18 protein-coding genes and 1 pseudogene are annotated in these 18928 nt (G+C 68.7%); 14 read left to right on the forward strand and 5 right to left on the reverse strand.

Translation table 11 applies throughout. From position 1 onward, the window contains the following. Both MLGJGCBP_RS54210 and MLGJGCBP_RS06345 read right to left on the reverse strand, forming a co-directional pair. A pseudogene (locus MLGJGCBP_RS54210) lies at positions 1 to 75 on the reverse strand (YceI family protein); the annotation flags it as partial. A gap of 54 nt (positions 76 to 129) precedes the next feature. Continuing rightward, on the reverse strand, positions 130 to 801 hold the full coding sequence (locus MLGJGCBP_RS06345; RefSeq protein WP_236580948.1) for a TetR/AcrR family transcriptional regulator: 672 nt from the start codon (positions 799 to 801) through the stop codon (positions 130 to 132). 86 nt (positions 802 to 887) lie between these two features. On the opposite strand from MLGJGCBP_RS06345, the gene MLGJGCBP_RS06350 reads away from it, so the two are divergent. The 8 genes from MLGJGCBP_RS06350 (at position 888) to MLGJGCBP_RS06385 (ending at position 8914) form a co-directional block, all read left to right on the forward strand. Next, the gene (locus MLGJGCBP_RS06350; RefSeq protein WP_160094466.1) at positions 888 to 1718 is read left to right on the forward strand and encodes an alpha/beta fold hydrolase; all 831 of its coding nucleotides are present in this window, start codon (positions 888 to 890) and stop codon (positions 1716 to 1718) included. 125 nt (positions 1719 to 1843) lie between these two features. Then, positions 1844 to 2398 carry a MarR family winged helix-turn-helix transcriptional regulator gene (locus MLGJGCBP_RS06355; protein ID WP_160094467.1) on the forward strand — a complete coding sequence of 185 codons (555 nt, stop codon included), beginning with the start codon at positions 1844 to 1846 and terminating at the stop codon, positions 2396 to 2398. A gap of 99 nt (positions 2399 to 2497) precedes the next feature. Then, the gene (locus MLGJGCBP_RS06360; RefSeq protein WP_160094468.1) at positions 2498 to 3697 is read left to right on the forward strand and encodes a homogentisate 1,2-dioxygenase; all 1200 of its coding nucleotides are present in this window, start codon (positions 2498 to 2500) and stop codon (positions 3695 to 3697) included. Next, positions 3694 to 4563, forward strand: coding sequence for a hypothetical protein (locus tag MLGJGCBP_RS06365; RefSeq protein ID WP_160094469.1), 870 nt, complete (start codon positions 3694 to 3696; stop codon positions 4561 to 4563). Before MLGJGCBP_RS06360 ends, MLGJGCBP_RS06365 begins: the two co-directional genes overlap by 4 nt. Then, a complete protein-coding gene (fahA, locus tag MLGJGCBP_RS06370) occupies positions 4560 to 5741 on the forward strand; it encodes a fumarylacetoacetase (protein WP_160094470.1) in 1182 nt (393 codons plus the stop codon). The genes MLGJGCBP_RS06365 and fahA overlap by 4 nt, the downstream gene beginning before the upstream one ends. Before the next feature lie 43 nt (positions 5742 to 5784). Further along, positions 5785 to 6567 carry an enoyl-CoA hydratase gene (locus tag MLGJGCBP_RS06375; RefSeq protein ID WP_160094471.1) on the forward strand — a complete coding sequence of 261 codons (783 nt, stop codon included), beginning with the start codon at positions 5785 to 5787 and terminating at the stop codon, positions 6565 to 6567. 171 nt (positions 6568 to 6738) lie between these two features. After that, the gene (locus MLGJGCBP_RS06380) at positions 6739 to 7347 is read left to right on the forward strand and encodes a hypothetical protein (protein ID WP_087559104.1); all 609 of its coding nucleotides are present in this window, start codon (positions 6739 to 6741) and stop codon (positions 7345 to 7347) included. A gap of 43 nt (positions 7348 to 7390) precedes the next feature. Then, positions 7391 to 8914, forward strand: coding sequence for an acyl-CoA synthetase (locus MLGJGCBP_RS06385; RefSeq protein WP_160094472.1), 1524 nt, complete (start codon positions 7391 to 7393; stop codon positions 8912 to 8914). Here the strand turns inward: MLGJGCBP_RS06385 and MLGJGCBP_RS06390 are convergent, their stop codons facing one another. After that, positions 8915 to 9949: a LacI family DNA-binding transcriptional regulator gene (locus MLGJGCBP_RS06390; protein WP_160094473.1), complete on the reverse strand. Its 1035-nt coding sequence runs from the start codon at positions 9947 to 9949 to the stop codon at positions 8915 to 8917. 147 nt (positions 9950 to 10096) lie between these two features. Between MLGJGCBP_RS06390 and MLGJGCBP_RS06395 the strand changes: the two genes are divergently transcribed. From MLGJGCBP_RS06395 to MLGJGCBP_RS06420, 6 genes are all read left to right on the forward strand, one after another. Beyond that, on the forward strand, positions 10097 to 11269 hold the full coding sequence (locus tag MLGJGCBP_RS06395) for an acyl-CoA dehydrogenase family protein (protein WP_087559101.1): 1173 nt from the start codon (positions 10097 to 10099) through the stop codon (positions 11267 to 11269). Next, positions 11266 to 12396, forward strand: coding sequence for a CaiB/BaiF CoA transferase family protein (locus tag MLGJGCBP_RS06400; RefSeq protein ID WP_160094474.1), 1131 nt, complete (start codon positions 11266 to 11268; stop codon positions 12394 to 12396). Before MLGJGCBP_RS06395 ends, MLGJGCBP_RS06400 begins: the two co-directional genes overlap by 4 nt. Positions 12397 to 12535: 139 nt before the next feature. Continuing rightward, positions 12536 to 13903 (forward strand): MFS transporter, encoded by a 1368-nt coding sequence (locus MLGJGCBP_RS06405; protein ID WP_160094475.1) that lies wholly within the window; start codon positions 12536 to 12538, stop codon positions 13901 to 13903. 15 nt (positions 13904 to 13918) lie between these two features. Next, positions 13919 to 14578, forward strand: a complete 660-nt coding sequence (locus MLGJGCBP_RS06410; protein ID WP_160094476.1) for a response regulator transcription factor — start codon at positions 13919 to 13921, stop codon at positions 14576 to 14578. Position 14579: 1 nt separating this feature from the next. Continuing rightward, positions 14580 to 16001 carry a sensor histidine kinase gene (locus MLGJGCBP_RS06415; RefSeq protein ID WP_160094477.1) on the forward strand — a complete coding sequence of 474 codons (1422 nt, stop codon included), beginning with the start codon at positions 14580 to 14582 and terminating at the stop codon, positions 15999 to 16001. Then, positions 15998 to 16939 (forward strand): TAXI family TRAP transporter solute-binding subunit, encoded by a 942-nt coding sequence (locus MLGJGCBP_RS06420; protein WP_160094478.1) that lies wholly within the window; start codon positions 15998 to 16000, stop codon positions 16937 to 16939. Before MLGJGCBP_RS06415 ends, MLGJGCBP_RS06420 begins: the two co-directional genes overlap by 4 nt. 7 nt (positions 16940 to 16946) lie before the next feature. Here the strand turns inward: MLGJGCBP_RS06420 and MLGJGCBP_RS06425 are convergent, their stop codons facing one another. Together MLGJGCBP_RS06425 and MLGJGCBP_RS06430 are read right to left on the reverse strand one after the other, a co-directional pair. Then, positions 16947 to 17711 carry a trans-aconitate 2-methyltransferase gene (locus MLGJGCBP_RS06425; RefSeq protein ID WP_160094547.1) on the reverse strand — a complete coding sequence of 255 codons (765 nt, stop codon included), beginning with the start codon at positions 17709 to 17711 and terminating at the stop codon, positions 16947 to 16949. 47 nt (positions 17712 to 17758) lie between these two features. Continuing rightward, complete coding sequence (locus tag MLGJGCBP_RS06430) at positions 17759 to 18916, reverse strand: acyl-CoA dehydrogenase family protein (RefSeq protein WP_160094479.1); 1158 nt, start codon at positions 18914 to 18916, stop codon at positions 17759 to 17761. Positions 18917 to 18928: the final 12 nt, after the last annotated feature.

Below are 18928 nucleotides of genomic sequence, written 5' to 3' on the forward strand. Positions count from 1 at the left end.
GACGGTGGAGTGGACGGTGTCGATGGCCCAGGTTCCGGCGGTGAGGTTGGGGAGGGTGGCGGTGGCGGTGGTCATGAGAACTCCTCGGATCGTCGACACAAGTAATTGAATGTTCAAGTTCTTGCTGATTCAACTACTGCCGGCGGGGATTTCTTCCACCTTTGGCGTGTGGCCTCCGTCACACCCTGCAGGTGAGTAGCAAAGCGTGTCCGGGGACGCCTTCTCACTCACGTGGGGGAGGCAGGCGCGCGCGGCGGCGAGAACGGTGGCCCCGGCCGCGTCGAGCGGTTCGGTGCTGCGGAGCGCGCGGGCGAGGACGAACGCGCCCTCCAGGCTGGTGACGAACCCCAGGATCAGGCGCCTCGCATCGGCGTCGCCGAACCCGCGGGACCGTAGCAGCGCGCTGCCGGAGTCGATCCAGCTCGTGAACACGTCCGCCGTGGCGACGCGGAGCACCTCGTTGGTGCTCGCGACCTCGAGTGCGACCGTGGCGATGGGGCAGGCGTCCGCGTAATCGGTGGTCACCAGGGTCTCGCCCGCCAGCCGGAACGCGACCTCGATCCCCTCGAGAATGTCGGGATGCGCGTCGAGGATGGAGAACACCAGTCGCGCGTACTCCTCGCCCGACGTGCGGATGACCTCCTCGCCGAGCTGCTGCTTTCCGCCCGGGAAGAAGTGGTAGATCGACCCGAACGGGGCACGGGCCTCCGTCGCGACCTGCTTGAGTCCGGTCCCGGTGTAGCCGTTGCGGCGGAAGAGGTCGCTGCTGGTGCCGAGGATCCGGGCCTTGGTGTCGTTCACTTTTCGGCCTCCGACCGTTGTGCTCGGTGCGCACCTCATCGTAACGTGATTCTCAGTAGAACGATCTATCAAATGGAGTGAGCGCCATGAAGCAGATCGAACTCTCCGCAGGCACCGTCGAGTACGACGACACCGGAGGCGACGGCCCTGTTCTCGTGTTCATCTCCGGCCTGACGATCGACGGCACGGTGTGGCGGCACGTGGTGGAGCGACTCGTCCCGGACTTCCGCTGTGTTCTCCCCACCCTCCCGCTCGGCGCGCACCGCATCCCGATGCGCGCCGACGCCGACCTCTCGTTGCGCGGCCTCGGACTGCTCATCGGCGAGTTCCTCGAGAAACTCGACCTGACCGACGTCACGCTCGTGCAGAACGACTGGGGCGGCGCGCAGGTGCTGATCGCGCTCGGCGACACCAGCCGCGTCGGGGCCCTCGTCCTCACCCCGTGCGAGGCGTTCGACAACTATCCGCCGGGGATTCCCGGCCGTGCGATCGGCCTCGCGGCGGCGGTCCCCGGTGGCCTCGCCCTGACCATGCAGGCGCTGCGATTCCAGGTGATGCGCCGCGCTCCCGCGGCGTGGGGCTGGATGAGCAAGCGGCCCGTGCCGAAAGCGGTGATGGACGGCTGGTTCCGTCCCGCCACCACCGATCGCCGCATACGCCGGGACCTGCGCAAGTACACGACGTCGCTGCCGCCCAAGTCGACGCTGCTGGAATGGGCGGAAGCGAACCGGAACTTCGACCGGCCGGTCCTCGTGCTGTGGGCGGTCGAGGACAAGGTGATGCCCCGCGACCACGGTCGGCGGCTGGCCGAGCTGTACCCGAACGCCCGACTGCGGGAGGTCGAGGACAGCTACACGTTGATGCCCGAGGACCGGCCGGACGTGGTGGTCGAGGCTTTGCGGCTCCGCCACCCGTGAGTACTTGTTAACCGCCGGACGTTAATAAGTACTCACGGGCGCGCCAGCGCAACTAGTTCATGGATATACTAAAAGCGGAGGTGGCAGGCGCTGGGCCCGCCACCGGCTCGCGATAGGGTTCCCTCATGACCGATGACGTAGCGCCGGTGCCTGTCGAGGTGCCCGACAGCCTCGACTTCTGGTCGTTCATCGAACTGGCGAACAGGCGTCTGAGCACCGAATACGGTTCGACGCACGAACTCGCCACGCAGGTGCTCCTGACGTTGAACCGCGCGTCGAACGTGGTGACGTACGACCTGGAGTCGTCGATCCACCGGCCGCGCGGGTTGTCGTGGTCTGCGTTCCGGCTGATGTTCGTGACGTGGCTGGCGGGGCCGGTCGAGTCGAAGACCGCCGCCAAGCTCACCGGTATGAGCCGGGCCGCCGTGTCGAATCTGACGAAAACGCTGGTCAGCGGTGGTCTGATGGAGCGGGCTCCGGACGAGCGGGACGGCCGGTCGGTCCAGTTGTCGCTCACGGAGAAAGGGCGCAGCGAGATCGGTGAGATCTACCGCGAGCAGAACGAGCGCGAACACGCGTGGGCGAGTGTCCTCACCGAGCCGGAGCAGCGCATTCTCGTCATGCTGCTCGACAAGCTGATCACCAACCGCAGCCAGTTCGACGTCCGCGGCCGTAACTGACCCTGCTGTGCCTCCTCGAAAAACCTGTGCTTGCCATCACGCCCCCAATTTAGTTAATGTATTTACTACTACGGACACGCACTTCTAGGGAGGCCGGTCATGGCGTTCTATCGGCACGTGGGCAACATTCCGCCCAAGCGGCACACGCAGCACCGTGACGACAACGGTCAGCTCTACTTCGAGGAGTTGATGGGCGAAGAGGGCTTCTCCTCGGACTCCTCGCTGCTCTATCACCGCCACATCCCGTCGGCGATCGTCGACGCCACGGTGTGGGAGCTGCCCGATCAGAGCACCACCCCCAATCACCCGCTCAAGCCGCGCCACCTGAAGCTGCACGACCTCTTCCCGGAGACGGTCTGGGCCGACACCGACGTGGTCACCGGACGCCGGCTGATCCTCGGCAACGCCGACGTCCGCATCTCCTACGTGGTTGCAGCCAAGGAGTCGCCGCTGTACCGCAACGCGATCGGCGACGAGATGGTGTACGTCGAATCCGGTGCCGCCACCGTCGAAACCGTGTTCGGTGCCCTCGAAGCGAAGCAGGGCGACTACGTCCTGATTCCGATGTCGACCACGCACCGCTGGATTCCGCGGGGCCCGGAACCGTTGCGCGCCTACGCGATGGAAGCCAACAGTCACATCGTCCCGCCGAAGCGCTACCTGTCCCGGTTCGGCCAGCTGCTCGAGAATGCGCCCTACTGCGAGCGCGACCTGCACGGACCGTCCGACACGCTGCAGTCCGAGGCTACGGACGTCGAGGTGCTCGTCAAGCACCGGACGTCGCACGGCATCGTCGGCACGCGAATGGTGTACCCGCAGCATCCCTTCGATGTCGTGGGGTGGGACGGCTGCCTGTACCCGTATACGTTCAACATCTCCGACTACGAACCCATCACCGGGCGCGTGCACCAGCCGCCGCCGGCGCATCAGGCGTTCGAGGGCAACAACTTCGTCATCTGCAACTTCGTGCCCCGCAAGGTCGACTACCACCCGCTGTCGATTCCGGTGCCGTACTACCACTCGAACGTCGATTCCGACGAGATCATGTTCTACTGCGGCGGAGACTACGAGGCGCGCAAGGGTTCCGGCATCGGCCAGGGGTCCATCTCGATCCACCCCGGCGGCCACGCGCACGGACCGCAGCCGGGTGCGTACGAACGCAGCATCGGCGCCGAGTTCTTCGACGAACTGGCCGTCATGGTCGACACGTTCCGTCCGCTCGAACTCGGCGAGGGCGCACTCGCGTGCGAGGACTCGGGCTACGCCTGGACCTGGGCGGGACGGGGGCCGAAGCAGTGATCCCCGCTCTCTTCTCCGGTCTCTGCGACGACGCCGCCCTGTTTCCGCCCGGAAACACGCCGCTCCCCGACGCTCTGCCCGCGCACGCCAGGCATCTGTCGGCGACGTACGGGGATCTCGTCGGACCCTTCGTGTTCCCCGTCGCCCGGCTGGACGAACTGACAGCCGGTGCGATCGAGTTGAGCCTGACGCTGCCCGGTGGCCCGGCCACTCTCGAACCCGCACTCGACCGCCTCGCGCAGATCGACGGTGCCACCGCGGTGGCGCTCGAGATCGCGGCGCCCGTCGAACAGACGGCCGCGGAGTTCTTTGCCGCATTGGAGGCCGCGGCGGACCTGACCTCCGGTTGTGAGGTGTTCGTCGAGGTCCCGCGTGGCGAGCGCCGGGCCGGCTTCCTCGCCGCACTCGTCGGCGGCCCGTTCGCGGCGAAGTTCCGCACGGGAGGCGTTGTCGCCGAGGCCTACCCGGACGAGAGTGAACTCGCGTCCGCTGTGCGCGCCGCCGTCACGACACGCGTCCCGTTCAAGGCCACCGCCGGACTGCACCACGCCGTCCGCAACACCGATCCGCACACCGGTTTCGAGCAGCACGGATTCCTCAACGTGCTTCTCGCCACCCGGCACGCACTCGACGGCGCCGACACCGACCGGGTGGCCGCGACCCTCGCGGAGCGTGACGGCACCCGGATCGCCCGCGAACTGAGCGACCTCCCCGCCGACGTCGTCGGCGCCGTCCGCACCGCCTTCCGATCCTTCGGCACGTGCAGCATCCTCGAGCCCCTCGAAGATCTCGTCGCACTGCACCTCGTGCCGACGTCCGCCCTCGCCGATGAACACGCTTCCGCCGATGAAGGAGCCCACGCATGACCGTCCTCGACATTCCCGCCGATTCCCTGTTCGGGTTGGAGAACCTGCCGTACGGCGTGTTCTCGACCGCGGACTCGGCCCCCCGGGTCGGTGTGCGGGTGGGAGATTCCGTCGTGGATCTCGCCGCCACCCTGGGCGACGACGTCTTCGCGCAGCCCACCCTCAACGCATTCATGGCGCAGGGCCCGGACCGCTGGAGCGAGGTTCGCCGGCAGATCACCGAACTCGTCCGGGGCGACGTCGCCGACACCGCGGTGTTCGCGGTCGAGGACGTGACGATGCACCTGCCGGTGGCCGTCGCCGACTACGTCGACTTCTACGCGTCCGAGAATCACGCCACCAACCTCGGACGACTGTTCCGCCCCGACTCCGACCCGCTGATGCCCAACTGGAAGCACCTGCCGGTCGGGTACCACGGGCGCTCGAGCACCGTCATCGTGTCGGGCGTCGACGTGATCCGGCCGTGCGGGCAGCGGAAGGCCCCGAATCAGGACGCCCCCGACTTCGGGCCGTCCCGCCGCCTCGACATCGAGGCCGAGATGGGCTTCCTCGTCGGCGTCCCGACGAAGCTGGGGGAGACCATCACCCCGGATCGGTTCGCGGACCACGTGTTCGGCGCGGTCGTCGTGAACGACTGGTCGGCCCGCGACATCCAGGCCTGGGAGTACGTTCCGCTCGGCCCGTTCCTCGGGAAGAGTTTCGCGACGTCCATCTCCCCGTGGGTGGTGCCGCTGGCGGCCCTCGAGGCGGCCCGCATCGACACCCCGACGCAGGATCCGCAGCCGCTGCCGTACCTGCGCGGCGAAGAGAAGTGGGGTCTGGACATCGACCTGGCCGTCGAATGGAACGGGCACGTCGTGTCGCGGCCGCCGTACGCGCAGATGTACTGGTCGCCGGCGCAGATGCTCGCGCACACCACGGTCAACGGCGCCGCCGCCAGCACGGGTGATCTGTTCGCGTCGGGCACCATCTCCGGACCTGAGAAGGACCAGCGCGGGGCTTTCATCGAACTGACCTGGGGTGGGCAGGATCCGGTCGTCGTGGGGGACGAGAAGCGCACGTTCCTCGAGGACGGCGACGAGATCGCCATCTCCGCCACCGCACCGGGCCCGAACGGCACCCGCATCGGCTTCGGTGAGGTGCGGGCCCGCATTGCTCCCCCTGTGAGTACTTGTTAACCGCCGGCGGTTAACAAGTACTCACAGGTGGTAGGCAGTAGTCATGACCGAGAACTTCGTCGAGACCACTGCCTTGCCGGACACCGGCGTCGCGTTCCTCACCCTGAACCGCCCGGACCAGCGCAATCCGCTGTCGTCCGAGGCCATGCGGGATGTCACCGCAGCGCTTCGGAAGCTGGGCGACGACGACACCACCCGCGTCGTCGTCATCAGGGCTGCAGGACCGGTGTTCTCCGCGGGTCACGACCTGAAGGAGATGATCGGCCGCACACTCGAGGACGAGCAGGCCATCTTCGACACCTGCGTCGAGATGATGCAGGCCGTGCAGGATATTCCGCAGCCGGTCATCGCGTCCGTGCAGGGCGCGGCGGTCGCGGCGGGCTGTCAGCTCGCGGCGTCGTGCGACCTCGTGGTGGCGTCGTCGAACGCCGTGTTCGGAACGCCGGGAGTGAAGATCGGCCTGTTCTGCTCCACCCCGATGGTGGCGCTCAGCCGCGCGATCGGACGTAAGCGCGCACTGCAGATGCTGCTCACCGGCGAGACGATCGATGCCGAGACCGCGGCCGACTGGGGTCTGGTGAACCTGGTGGTCGCGCCGGAGGACCTCGACGCACAGACCCGGGCGCTCGCCGCGAAGATCACGAAGGCCAGCCCGCTCACCGTGAAGATCGGCAAGCAGGCGTTCTACCGCCAGATCGACCTGCCCCAGGACGAGGCGTACCGGGCGATGGCCGAGACGATGGCCACCAACGCCGTCACCTGCGACGCGCAGGAAGGCATGCAGGCGTTCGTCGAGAAGCGCACCCCGCAGTGGCAGGGAAAATAGCTCTCCGTGACAGGCCCTGCCTGCATTGCGTGGTGTAGCGAACCGGCGAAAGATCAGGGGTGCAGTGGCTGCGGCCGCGGGCCGTCGGCGCCCGCCGACGGTGGACCGCGACAGGCCGGCCACCGAGAATGTTCTCACTGCGGGGCGACTGTTCCGCGGGAGGTGACATCGATGTTCATTCAGATCATTCAAGGAAAGGTGTCGGACGAGGCCGGCCTCGTCCGGTGCATGGACCGCTGGACCGAGGACATCCGCCCGGGGGCGACGGGCTTCCTCGGATGCACCCAGGGATTGTGCGACGACGGAACGTTCATCGCACTGGCGCGATTCGAATCGGCCGAGGCGGCCCGGCTCAACAGTGAGCGTCCCGAGCAGGGCGCTTGGTGGGCGGAGACCGAGAGATGCTTCGACGGCCCGGTGTCCTTCATGGACTGCCCCGACGTGGCCGAGTGGATGGGTGGCGGTTCGGACGACGCGACGTTCGTGCAGGTCATGGAGGGTCACACGACGGACGCGCACCGGATGCGGGAGTTGCTGGACGAGTCCGCCGACCGGGTGCACGAGCTGCGACCGGAGATCCTCGGTGGGACGCTGTGCACGTACGGCGACGGGGGGTACGTCGAGGCGGTGTACTTCACGTCCGAAGCGGAGGCCCGTTCCCACGAGAAGTTGGAGATACCGGACGACCTGAGGTCGTTGTTCGAGGAGGAGGGCCGGCTGACCGACGACGTGACATACTACGACATGCATTCGCCGATGCTGGTGTCGGCTGGGCGGTAGCGAACCTCTAGCGAGGTAGTTGGACGTCCTATAACCTTCGTGCATGAGTCTGGATGCGCGCACCGATACCGTCGACGGAGTGCTGCGGCGCTCGGCCGCCAAGTTCCCCGACCGCAGGGCGCTGACGTTCGAGGACCGCACGTGGACGTACCGGGAACTCGACGACGCGGTCAGCCGCGCCGCCGCCTACCTGCAGTCGCTGGGACTGTCGGCCGGTGAGCGCGTCGCCGCGTACGGCACCAACTCGGACGCGTACACGATCGGGTTCCTGGCCTGCGCGCGTGCGGGTCTCGTGCACGTCCCCGTCAATTATGCGCTCAAGGGCGAAGAGCTGACCTACCTGGTCTCGCAGTCCGGGAGCGCCGCGGTGCTGGTCGATCCGGCGCTGCGGGGCCACCTCGACTCGATTCGGGACGGGCTGGACCTGCGCCACGTGGTGCCGTTGCGCGATGCCGAGGGTTCCCTGCTCGCCCACAGCGGCTCCGGCGACGTGCCCGCCGTGGCCGTGCCGGTCGCGTCCACCGACCTGGCGCAACTGCTGTACACGTCGGGGACGACGTCGAAGCCGAAGGGCGCCATGATGACTCACGGCGGACTCGTGCACGAGTACGTGTCCTCCGTGATCGCCCTCGCGTTGAGCGAGGGGGACAATCCGCTGATCTGCATGCCGCTGTACCACTCGGCGGGCATGCACGTGTTCATGCTGCCGTACCTGTCGGTGGGCGCCTCGGTGAATCTGATGCAGACCCCCGACATTCCGGAGATCCTGCGGCGCATCGAAACCGATCGCATCGGCTCGCTGTTCCTGGCCCCGACCGTGTGGGTACCGCTCGCCGGACATCCCGACCTCGAGACCCGCGACCTGTCGTCGCTGAAGAAGGCGCAGTACGGTGCGTCGATCATGCCGGTGACGGTGCTGAACCGGCTGCGCGAACGCTACCCCGACCTCGGCTTCTACAACTGTTTCGGACAGTCCGAGATCGGGCCGCTCGCCACGGTGCTGCAGCCCGCCGAGCACGAGGCGCGGCCGTCGTCGTGCGGCAAGGCCGTGTTCTTCGTCGAGACCCGGGTGGTGGATCCGGACGGCAACGACGTTCCGGACGGCACACCGGGCGAGGTGCTCTACCGTTCGCCTCAACTGTGCCTGGGGTACTGGGACAACCCCGGCGCCACCGCGGAGGCGTTCCGCGACGGCTGGTTCCACTCGGGAGATCTGGTGACTCGGGACCCGGAGGGGTACATCACCGTCGTCGACCGCATCAAGGACGTCATCAACACCGGCGGCATCCTGGTGGCATCGCGGGAGGTCGAGGACGCCGTCTACACGCACCCGGACGTCGCCGAGGTCGCCGTCATCGGGACGCCGGACGACAAGTGGATCGAGGCGATCACCGCGGTGGTGGTGCTGCGGGAGGACGCGTCCGACGTGACCCCGGACGCGTTGATCGCCCACGTCAAGGAGCGCATCGCGCCGTTCAAGGTGCCCAAGCAGGTGGTGTTCGTGGACGAATTGCCCCGCAACCAGAGCGGCAAGCTGCTCAAACGCGAACTGCGCGCCAAGCTCTGACTATTTCCGTGTCGACGCTCGCTCGATCAGTTCGACCGGAAGTTTCACCGATTCGACGTCGTTGCCGGCGATGATCGACAGGAGATGACGCACACCCGTCGCGCCGATCAGGCGGGCGGGTGACCGGACGGTGGTCAGCGGCACCGGAAGCTGGGCGACCACCGGAATGTCGTTGTACCCGACCAGTGCGAGGTCGTCGGGGATGCGCAGTCCGAGGTCGCGGGCGACGCCGAGGACGCCGATCGCAATGGTGTCGCTGACGGTGAAGATCGCCTCGGGGCGCGAATCCGACTCCAGGAGAACGGTGGCCGCGGCGACGCCGCCGGACACGTCGAAGTCGGAGCGGACGACGCGGTCCGCTCCCAGCTCGATGCCGTTCTCGGCCAGCGCGTCCCGGAATCCGGCGAGCCGGTCTCGGGAGGTGCTCGCGTGGTCGGGGCCGGCGATGGCGGCGATCTCGGTGAATCCGCGGTCGAGGAGGTGGCGTCCGGCGAGGTAGCCGCCCCGGTGGTCGTCGCCGGATACGAACGGCAGACCGACGTCGGCGTGCCGGTTGAGTTGCAGCATCGGCAGCGACCCCACCGACAGCGAGTCGACGAATTCGCGGCCGGGGCTGTGGAGGCTGCTGAGCAGGAGGCCGTCGACCTGCCTGCTGACGAGGAATTCGATGGCGCGGCGCTGGGCGTCGAGGTCGTCGGGTGGGCTCGACAGCAGCACCGAGTAGCCGGCCTGCGTGGCCGTCTCCTCGATGCCCAGGAACATGGTCGCGACGACCCCGTCGGTGAGTCGCGGCATGACGACGCCGAGGGTGGTGGTCTTGCGGGTACGAAGGCTCGCGGCCCACAGGTTCGGCTGGTAGCCGAGTTCCACCGCCACCTCGCGCACCCGTAGTGCGGCCTCGGACCAGCCGTCGGCGGGCTCGGGCTGCCGGAGCACCCGGGACGCCGTCGACACGTGGACACCGGCGCGTTCGGCGATCTCGCGGAGGGTCGGCGGACGCCCGGAGGTGCGGGTCGGGCGGTCCGGCAGGTTCACGGGCAATCCTCGCGCTCGGGGTCGGGGACCCGGCGGCCTCGTGGTTGACGTCCGCCGGAACGCGCCCTAGTCTACGTGACGAAATCGTTCGTGCAATCGTTCTCGCGAACGTTTGCACACCAGCCCCACCGGCCCCGTGGAGGAACAATGTCCGACTCGCAGTCCCTGTCCCAGCTGTTCGCCCTCGACTCGCTGCTCGACACCGAGGAGATCGCGATCCGCGACACCGTGCGCCGCTTCGCCGACGAGAAGATCCGGCCCCACATCGGCGAATGGTTCGAGGCGGCGGCACTGCCCGTGCGCGAACTCGCGGAGGGGCTGGGCGAACTCGGCGTCCTCGGCATGCACCTCGACGGCTACGGCTGCGCCGGCATGAGCGCCACGGCCTACGGCCTGGCCTGCCTGGAACTCGAGGCCGTCGACTCCGGAATCCGCAGCCTCGTGTCGGTGCAGGGCTCGCTGGCCATGTTCGCGATCCACCACTACGGCAGCGAGGACCAGAAGCAGGAGTGGCTGCCCCGCATGGCGGCAGGCAAGGCGATCGGCTGCTTCGGTCTGACCGAGCCCGACTTCGGCTCCAACCCCGCGGGCATGCGCACGGGCGCCAAGAGGGACGGCGACGACTGGATCCTCAACGGCACGAAGATGTGGATCACCAACGGATCCGTCGCCGACGTCGCCGTCGTGTGGGCGCGCACCGACGACGGCATCCGCGGATTCGTCGTGCCCACCGACACCCCCGGCTTCTCGGCGCCCGAGATCAAGCACAAGATGTCGCTGCGCGCGTCCGTCACCTCGGAACTCGTGCTCGAGGACGTCCGGCTGCCCGAATCCGCGATGCTGCCCGAGGCCAAGGGGCTGGGCGGCCCGCTGGGCTGCCTCAACGAGGCCCGGTTCGGCATCATCTTCGGTGCGATGGGCGCCGCCCGCGACTGCCTCGAGTCCGCGATCTCCTACGCGCAGGACCGTCAGGTGTTCGACAAGTCGCTCGCCGCCTACCAGATCACTCAGGTCAAGATCGCCGACATGGCCCTCGAGGTCGGCAAGGGGCACCTCCTCGCCTACCACCTCGGACGTCTGAAGGATCGCGGCGAGGCACGCCCCGAGCAGGTCAGCACGGGCAAGCTGAACAACGTGCGCGAGGCCATCGCCATCGCCCGCGAGTGCCGCACGATTCTCGGCGCCAACGGAATCACGTTGGAATACCCCGTGATCCGGCACGCCAACAACCTCGAGTCGGTGCTCACCTACGAGGGAACGTCCGAGGTGCACCAGCTGGTGATCGGCCGCGCGCTGACGGGCGAGGCAGCGTTCCGGTGACTGCTTCGCTGGAGGGCCTGCTGATCGCCGACTTCGGGCGGGTGCTCGCCGGGCCGTACGCCACGATGCTGCTCGCCGATCTCGGCGCCGAGGTCGTGAAGATCGAGCGCGCCGGCGTCGGCGACGACACGCGGCAGTGGGGTCCACCGTGGGTGGGCGACGAGTCCACCTATTTCCAGTCCGTCAACCGCAACAAGCGGTCCTTCGCCTGGGACCTGCGTGACCCCGTCGACCTGGACCAGGCGCGGGAACTGGCCGCCCGGGCCGACGTGGTGGTGGAGAACTTCCTGCCCGGCACGATGGACCGGCTCGGGCTCGGCTACGACGCCGTGCGGGAGATCAATCCGGACGTCGTCTACTGCTCGGTGACGGGTTTCGGCGGCCAGAACAACCTGCCCGGATACGACCTGCTCATCCAGGCCGTCGGCGGGTTGATGAGCATCACCGGTCCCGAACCCGGCGTCCCGACGAAGGTCGGGGTGGCCGTCGTCGACGTCATCACCGGACTGCACGCCGCGGTCGGGATACTGGCGGCGCTGCGGCACCGCGACCGGAGCGGGGAGGGGCAGCGCGTCGAGGTGAACCTGCTGTCGTCGCTGCTGTCCGCCCTCGCGAACCAGACGTCGGGGTACGTGGGCGCCGGTGTCGTCCCGCAGGCGATGGGCAACCGGCATCCCAGCATCGCGCCGTACGAGGTGTTCCGGACCGGCGACCGTCCGCTGGTGCTGGCGGTGGGGAACAACCGTCAGTTCGCCTCTCTCGTCGAGGTTCTCGGTGTGCCGGAACTCGCCGGCGACGAGCGGTACGCGACCAACACGCAACGGGTCGCGCACCGCGAGCAACTGGTCCGGGACATCACCGACGCACTGTCCGCGGACTCCGCGGACGTGTGGTTCGAGAAGCTGACCGAGCAGGGTGTCCCGTGCGGGCCGCTCAACGACATCGCCGACGCGGTGGCGCTCGCCGAGCGGCTCGGGCTGAACCCGGTGGTCGAGATCGACGATCCGCGCAGGGACCGGCCGGTGCGGCAGGTGGCGAACCCGATCCGGCTCAGCGCCACCCCGGCGAGTTATCGCAGCGCCCCGCCGCGGCTGGGCGAGGACACCCCAGCCGTGAGTACTTGTTAACGTCCCGCGGTTAACAAGTACTCACAGGGGGCTCTTTCCTAAGGGAGTGTTAGGAAGGCTCCGCGGCCCTTCCGAATCGATGTGACGTGACCCACTGTGGTGTGAACGCAGAGATCCAGGGCATCGAGAGGAGTCCCGCGTGAGCATCACATCGACGGGTGAGCGCCGAGTCATCGGCAATGTTTTGAAGGGTTCGGTCGGCAACCTGATCGAATGGTACGACTGGTACGTCTACGCGGCGTTCAGCGTGTACTTCGCGAAGGAGTTCTTCCCCGAGGGCGACACCACCGCGCAGTTGCTGTCCACGGCAGCCGTTTTCGCGGTCGGGTTCCTCATGCGGCCGATCGGCGGCTGGATCATGGGCCGGTACGCCGACCGCCGCGGTCGCCGGTCGGCGCTCACCCTGTCGGTGACGGTGATGGCGGCGGGTTCGCTCGTCATCGCCCTCACGCCGTCCTACGCGAGCATCGGGATCGTGGCACCGGTGCTGCTGGTGATCGCCCGGATGCTGCAGGGACTGTCGGTCGGCGGCGAGTACGCCACCAGCGCCACGTACCTGGCCGAGGTCGCGTCGCCCGGCCGGCGTGGGTTCTACTCGAGCTTCCAGTACGTCACGCTCGTCGCCGGCCAGCTGATCGCGCTGGGTGTGCAGATCGTCCTGCAGTTGACGCTGCCCGCGGAGGCCATGCAGTCGTGGGGCTGGCGGATCCCGTTCCTCATCGGCGCGGCCGGTGCCGTCGCGGTGATGTGGCTGCGTCGCACGATGGACGAGTCGGAGGCGTTCACCGAAGAGGTGGAGGCCAAGCGTGACGACGACGCGCCGGCGAATGGGCCGAAGGAGGGTTCGCTGCGAATGCTGCTGCAGTACCCCCGCGAATGCCTGCTGGTGTGCGCCCTGACGCTGGGTGGGTGCGTGGCGTTCTACACGTACACCACGTACATGCAGAAGTACATGATCAACACCTCCGGCATCTCCAAGGACACGGTGGCGTGGATCAACTTCGCGGCCCTGCTGGTGTTCATCGTGTTGCAGCCGATCGGCGGCGCACTGTCCGACCGCATCGGCCGCCGCAAGCTGCTCATCTTCTTCGGCGTGGGCGGAACCGTCCTGACCGTGCCGCTGATGACCGTGCTCGGGAAGACGACGAACCCGCTGGTCGCGTTCGCGCTGATGATGCTGGGACTGATCGTCGTCACCGGCTACACGTCGGTGAACGCGATCGTGAAGACGGAGCTGTTCCCGACGAAGGTCCGCGCGCTCGGCGTCGGGTTGCCGTACGCCCTCACGCTGGCGATCTTCGGCGGAACCGTCGAGACCGTCGCCCTCGCCCTGAAGCGGGCAGGCCACGAATCGCTATTCTTCTACTACGTGACCGGGTGTATCGCCATCTCGCTCGTCGTCTACGTCTTCATGCGTGAGACTTCGAACGGCTCGCCCCTCGACCGGCCGTCCGGCCGGGAGGACACCCCGGACGACGACGTCGAGCTGGTCGACTCGCGGAGCTGATCGAAGGGAAGTGACGTGCAGATCGCGGTGGTAGTAGACGACGACGGAGTCGGCGACGCACTCGTGGAGGCGCTGGGAACCCACGGCCACGAGGCGGTGCGCATGCGCCGCGGCTCCGATCTCCTTCTCGGCCATCGCGGTATGGACGCGGTGATCCTCGACCTCGGTCTCCCCGACGCGGACGGTCTGCAGGTGCTCCGGCAGCTGCGGGCCGTCAGCGACGTTCCGGTGGTGATCCTCACGGCCCGCGACGACGAACGGTCGGTGGTGCGTGGACTGCGCGGCGGGGCGGACGACTACCTCGTGAAACCGGCGCGGCTCGCGGAACTGCTGGCCAGACTCGACGTCGTGACCCAGCGCAGGCGCGCGACCGGACCTTCGGCCGGGCAGACGGTCACCGAGGGCGATGTGGTGGTCGATCTGGCGGCGCGTGAGGTGGAAGTCGGCGGTGCACCGGTTGCGTTGACGGCCAAAGAGTTCGAGCTTCTCGAGGTGCTGGTCACCCGTCCCGGCGCCGCGGTGAGCCGCCAGCAGTTGATGGACGCCGTCTGGGGCGACGCGTATGTGGCGATCTCCCGCACCCTCGACGTGCACATGACGGGGTTGCGCGCGAAACTGGGCCGTCCCGGGCTGATTTCGACCATCCGCGGGTACGGCTACCGCTGGGGCGCGTGACGTGCGCCGCCGGGTGCTCGCCGTCCTGCTGGTGTTCGCGGCCGTCGCGGTGGTGGCGTTCGCGGTCCCGCTGGCGCTGGCGACCAGTGCCGGGCGGACCCAGGCACTGCGGCTCAGCCGGGAGGCGGACGCGACGCATTTCGCGAGCCTCGCCGGGCAGACCCAGGCCCCCGGAAGTACCGCGCTGCTGCGCGAAGAGGTGGCCCGCTACCACGAGTTGTACGGCGAGGGCGTCCTCATCGTCGACGCCAGGGGCAACGTCCGCGCCGGGGCGGGACTGTCGCCGGACGACTCCGACGTCGCCGCGGCGATCACGGCGGGACTGCGCAACCAGAAGCAGGGCATCAGCGGTTCGCTCACCCCGTGGTCGGCGAACCGGGTGCTGTCGGCCGTGCCCGTCGGCACCGGGGCGCAGGTGGACGGCGCTGTCGTGCTGGACGTGTCCACTCGCGCCGCACGGGAATCCATCCGGACGTCGTGGCTGGTGATCGTCGCGGGGGCGCTCGGCGCGCTGGCAGCGGTCACGGCCGTCGCGATAGCGCTGTCCCGGTGGACGGTTCGCCCGCTCGGGGCGCTCACCGCCAGGGTCGGTGCCCTCACCGAGGCGGTCCCGTCCCCGCGTCCGCGGGCGGGTCGCACCTCCGGGGGGCCGTCCGGCCGGTACAGCGGACCGCCGGAGGTGCAGGAACTCGCGAAGGCGTTCGACACCATGTCGGGCGCCGTCCAGGCGTCGGGTCAGGCGCAGCGCCAGCTGATCGCCGACACCGCCCACCAGCTCCGAAACCCCCTCGCGGCCCTGCACATCCGGCTCGATTCCCTCGGCCCGCACGTCGCCGAGGCCGGTGCCGAAACCTACCGCCGGACGGGGATGGAGGTCGATCGGCTCGGCGGAATCCTGGACGGACTGCTGGCGCTCGCCGTCGCCGAATCACCCGCCGACACCGGTGAGGACGAGTCCGCGCGCGGCGGCTGCGACATCGGTGCCGTCCTCGCGGACCGTGCCGACGCCTGGACGGAGGCCCTCGGGGAATCGGGGATGACCCTCGCGTTCCGGCCACCGGCGGAGCCGCTGGTCGCCGACTTCCGGGACAGTCACCTGGCCCAGATCCTGGACGTCCTGCTCAGCAACGCCCACGCGTACGCCGGCCGCGGGTCGACGGTCCGGATCGACACCGGAAAGTCCGTCTCGGGAATCGAGATCCGGGTCAGCGACGACGGTGTCGGGGTGAGCGAGGACGAGATCGGCAAACTGTCTGCGCGGTTCTTCCGCGGGTCCGGGGCGGCGCAGCAGGGCACCGGCCTCGGACTGTCCATCGCGACCGCACTGGTCGAGGGCGGCGGCGGAACGCTGACGGTCGCTGCGGCCCGGCCGCACGGGCTGCAGGTCACGCTGACGCTTCCGGAACCGGCGGTGCCGGCGTGATCACGCGACGAACACTGCTGCGCGGCGTCCTCGCGGCGGGCGCGACCGCGGCCACGGGTGCGGTTCTCGCCGCATGCTCGGACAGCGGTGCCGATCCGCTGCGACTCGCCGCCGGTGAGGAGGGCGGATTCTTCTGGGAGTTCGCCCAGTTGACGGCCGCGGCCGCCGAACGTGCCGCACTGCCGGTGCGGATCGTCCCCGTCCGGACCGCCGGGTCGATGGAGAATCTGGCGGCGCTGGCGTCCGGCGACGCGGAACTGGCCCTGAGCCTCGCCGACGCCGCCGTGTCGGCGATGGAGGCCGGCGCCGCATTCACCGCCCTCGGCAAGGTGTACGAGAACTACATGCAACTCGCGGTGCGCGCCGATTCCGGGATCACGGACACCGCGCAGCTGCGGGGCGCCCGAATCAGTCTGGGCGCCACAGGCTCCGGTGCGGAATTGACGGGCGAACGCATCCTCGACGTCCTGGGCCTGGCGGGTCCGGGAGACGTGACGCGACTGCACCTGTCGATGACCGATGCGGGGCACGCCCTGCGGGACGGCACCGTCGATGCGGTGCTGTGGGCGGGCGGGGTGCCGACGCCGTCGTTCGCGGATCTCGGGATCCCGCTACGACTGCTCGACCTGTCCGCCGAACTGGAACTACTGCGGGTGCGGTTCGGCGCGCGCTACGAACCGGTGCTGATTCCGCCCGGCACCTACGGACAGCAGACGTCGGTCGCGACGATCGGTCTCGCGAACCTGCTCCTCGCCGACCCGGCCGTGTCCGACGACGCCGCGGGCGCGATCGTCGAGGTGCTCATCGACCACGCGGCGGAACTGGTGCCGGATCAGGCGACCGGCAGCCAGTTCCTGGACCGGCAGTCGCTGATCGTCACCGCCGGCGTGCCGCTGCACCCCGGAGCGGCCGCGGCGTACCGCAGGCACCACGGCTGACCGGTGTCTACGGCACTTGGGCGACGACAAAGATGCGCCGGAACGGGAAGAACGTGCTCCCGTCCGGTCGCCGGGGATACGCCTCGTCGAGGAGGGGGACGAGTTCCTCCCGGAAGCGGTCCCAGTCCGGCGCCGAGAGGGCATCCTTGACCGGGCGGAGCGCCGTTCCGGTGATCCACTCCAGCACCGGGTTCTCTCCGGTCAGCTGCTGGACGTACGTGGTTTCCCAGGCGTCGACGATGCACCCGGCGTCCGCGAGCAGGCCTGCGTACCCGACGGGATCGTCGACGACGTTGTCCGCCCGGAACGGCACGTCCGTCAACCACCGGGACCACCGCTCGGTCCCGGCGAGGTCCCGGACGATCGCGTGCGAGGGCGCGTCGAAGTTGCCGGGGACCTGCACCGCGATCCACGCCCCCGACGGCAGTTGTGCCGGCCAGCGGCGCAGCAACTCCCGGTGCTCGGGCACCCACTGCAGGGCGGCGTTGGAGACGACGACGTCGGTGTCGGGCTGCGGCGTCCAGTCGCGCACGTCCAGCCGGGCGGCGTCGAGTCCGCGGTCACGCGCGGCCCGGACCATCTCGGCTGAGCTGTCGGACGCCTCCAGGACGGCGTCCGGCCACCGCTGGGCGAGGCTGACGGTCAAATTTCCCGGGCCGCAGCCGAGGTCGACGACGCGGCGGGGTGACCGCGTGTCGACGCGCGACAGCAACTCGTAGAACGGGCGCCCGCGATGGTCCGCGAAGGCGAGGTACTTGTCCGGATCCCAGATGTCGTCCACGCCTCCAAACGGTACGCCCATACTGTTGGTGTGTGGGGTCAGAGGCCGAGATCCTTCGCGATGATCGTCTTCATGACCTCGCTCGTCCCGCCGTAGATGCGGGACACCCGGGTGTCCGCGTACAGGCGTGCGATGGGGTATTCGAGGATGTAGCCGTAACCGCCGTGCAGTTGCAGGCACTTGTCGATGACCCGGCCCGCGGCCTCGGTGCAGAACAGTTTCGCCTTCGCGGCGTCGGCGACCGTCAGTTCGCCCGCGTCGTGCAGTTCGAGTGCGCGGTCGGCCATCAGCTGGATCGCCTCGACCTCGGTGGCGCACTCGGCGAGCACGAACTTGGTGTTCTGGAACGCCGCGACGGGCTTGCCGAACACCTTGCGCTCCTTGACGTACGCGATCGCGTGCTGCAACGCCGCGGCCGAAGTCGCCGACCCGCCGAGCGCGATGGACAGACGCTCCTGCGCGAGGTTGTGGGTGAGGTAGCTGAACCCGGCCCCCTCCTCGCCGAGGCGGTCCGCCACCGGCACCTGCACGTCGGTGAAGGACAGTTCGGCGGTGTCCGACGCCTTCAGGCCGATCTTCTCGATCTTGCGGCCCACCGCGAAACCCTCGGCTGTGGTGTCGACGACGAGGATGGTCAGACCGGCCCGGCGGTCCTCCGGGGTGCTGGGCGCGGTGCGGCACACCACGAGGATCCGGTCGGCGAGCGCGCCGCCGGTGATGAACGTCTTCGCGCCGTTCAGGACGTAGTGCGACCCGTCCGCCGACAGCTTCGCCGACGTCGCGATGCTTGCCAGGTCGGAACCGGTGCCCGGCTCGGTCATCGCAATGGCGAACATGATGTCGCCGGAGGCGAATCCGGGGAGCCACCGCTGCTTCTGCTCGTCGCTGGCGTACTCGAGCAGGTACGGCAGGATCAGGTTGGTGTGCACGGAGTAGCTGCCGAACGTGACGCCTGCGGCCGCCGTCTCCTCGCCGACCACCGCGGCGAACTTGAAGCTCTTCTCACCGGCGCCGCCGAACTCCTCCGGCACCTGGATCCCGAGCACACCGAGCTCACCGAGGCGGCGGTAGAAGTCGCGCGGCGGATGCCCTTCGCCCTCCCAGTCGTGGTGGACGGGCGCGACTTCCTTGGCGATGAAATCGCGGATCGTCTTCCGGAACGCGTCGTGATCTTCGTTGAACACCGTACGCTGCACGGGTTGTCTCCT

Origin of the sequence: Rhodococcus sp. T7, assembly GCF_009872365.1 — a bacterium.
Taxonomy (GTDB): Bacteria; Actinomycetota; Actinomycetes; order Mycobacteriales; family Mycobacteriaceae; genus Rhodococcus_F.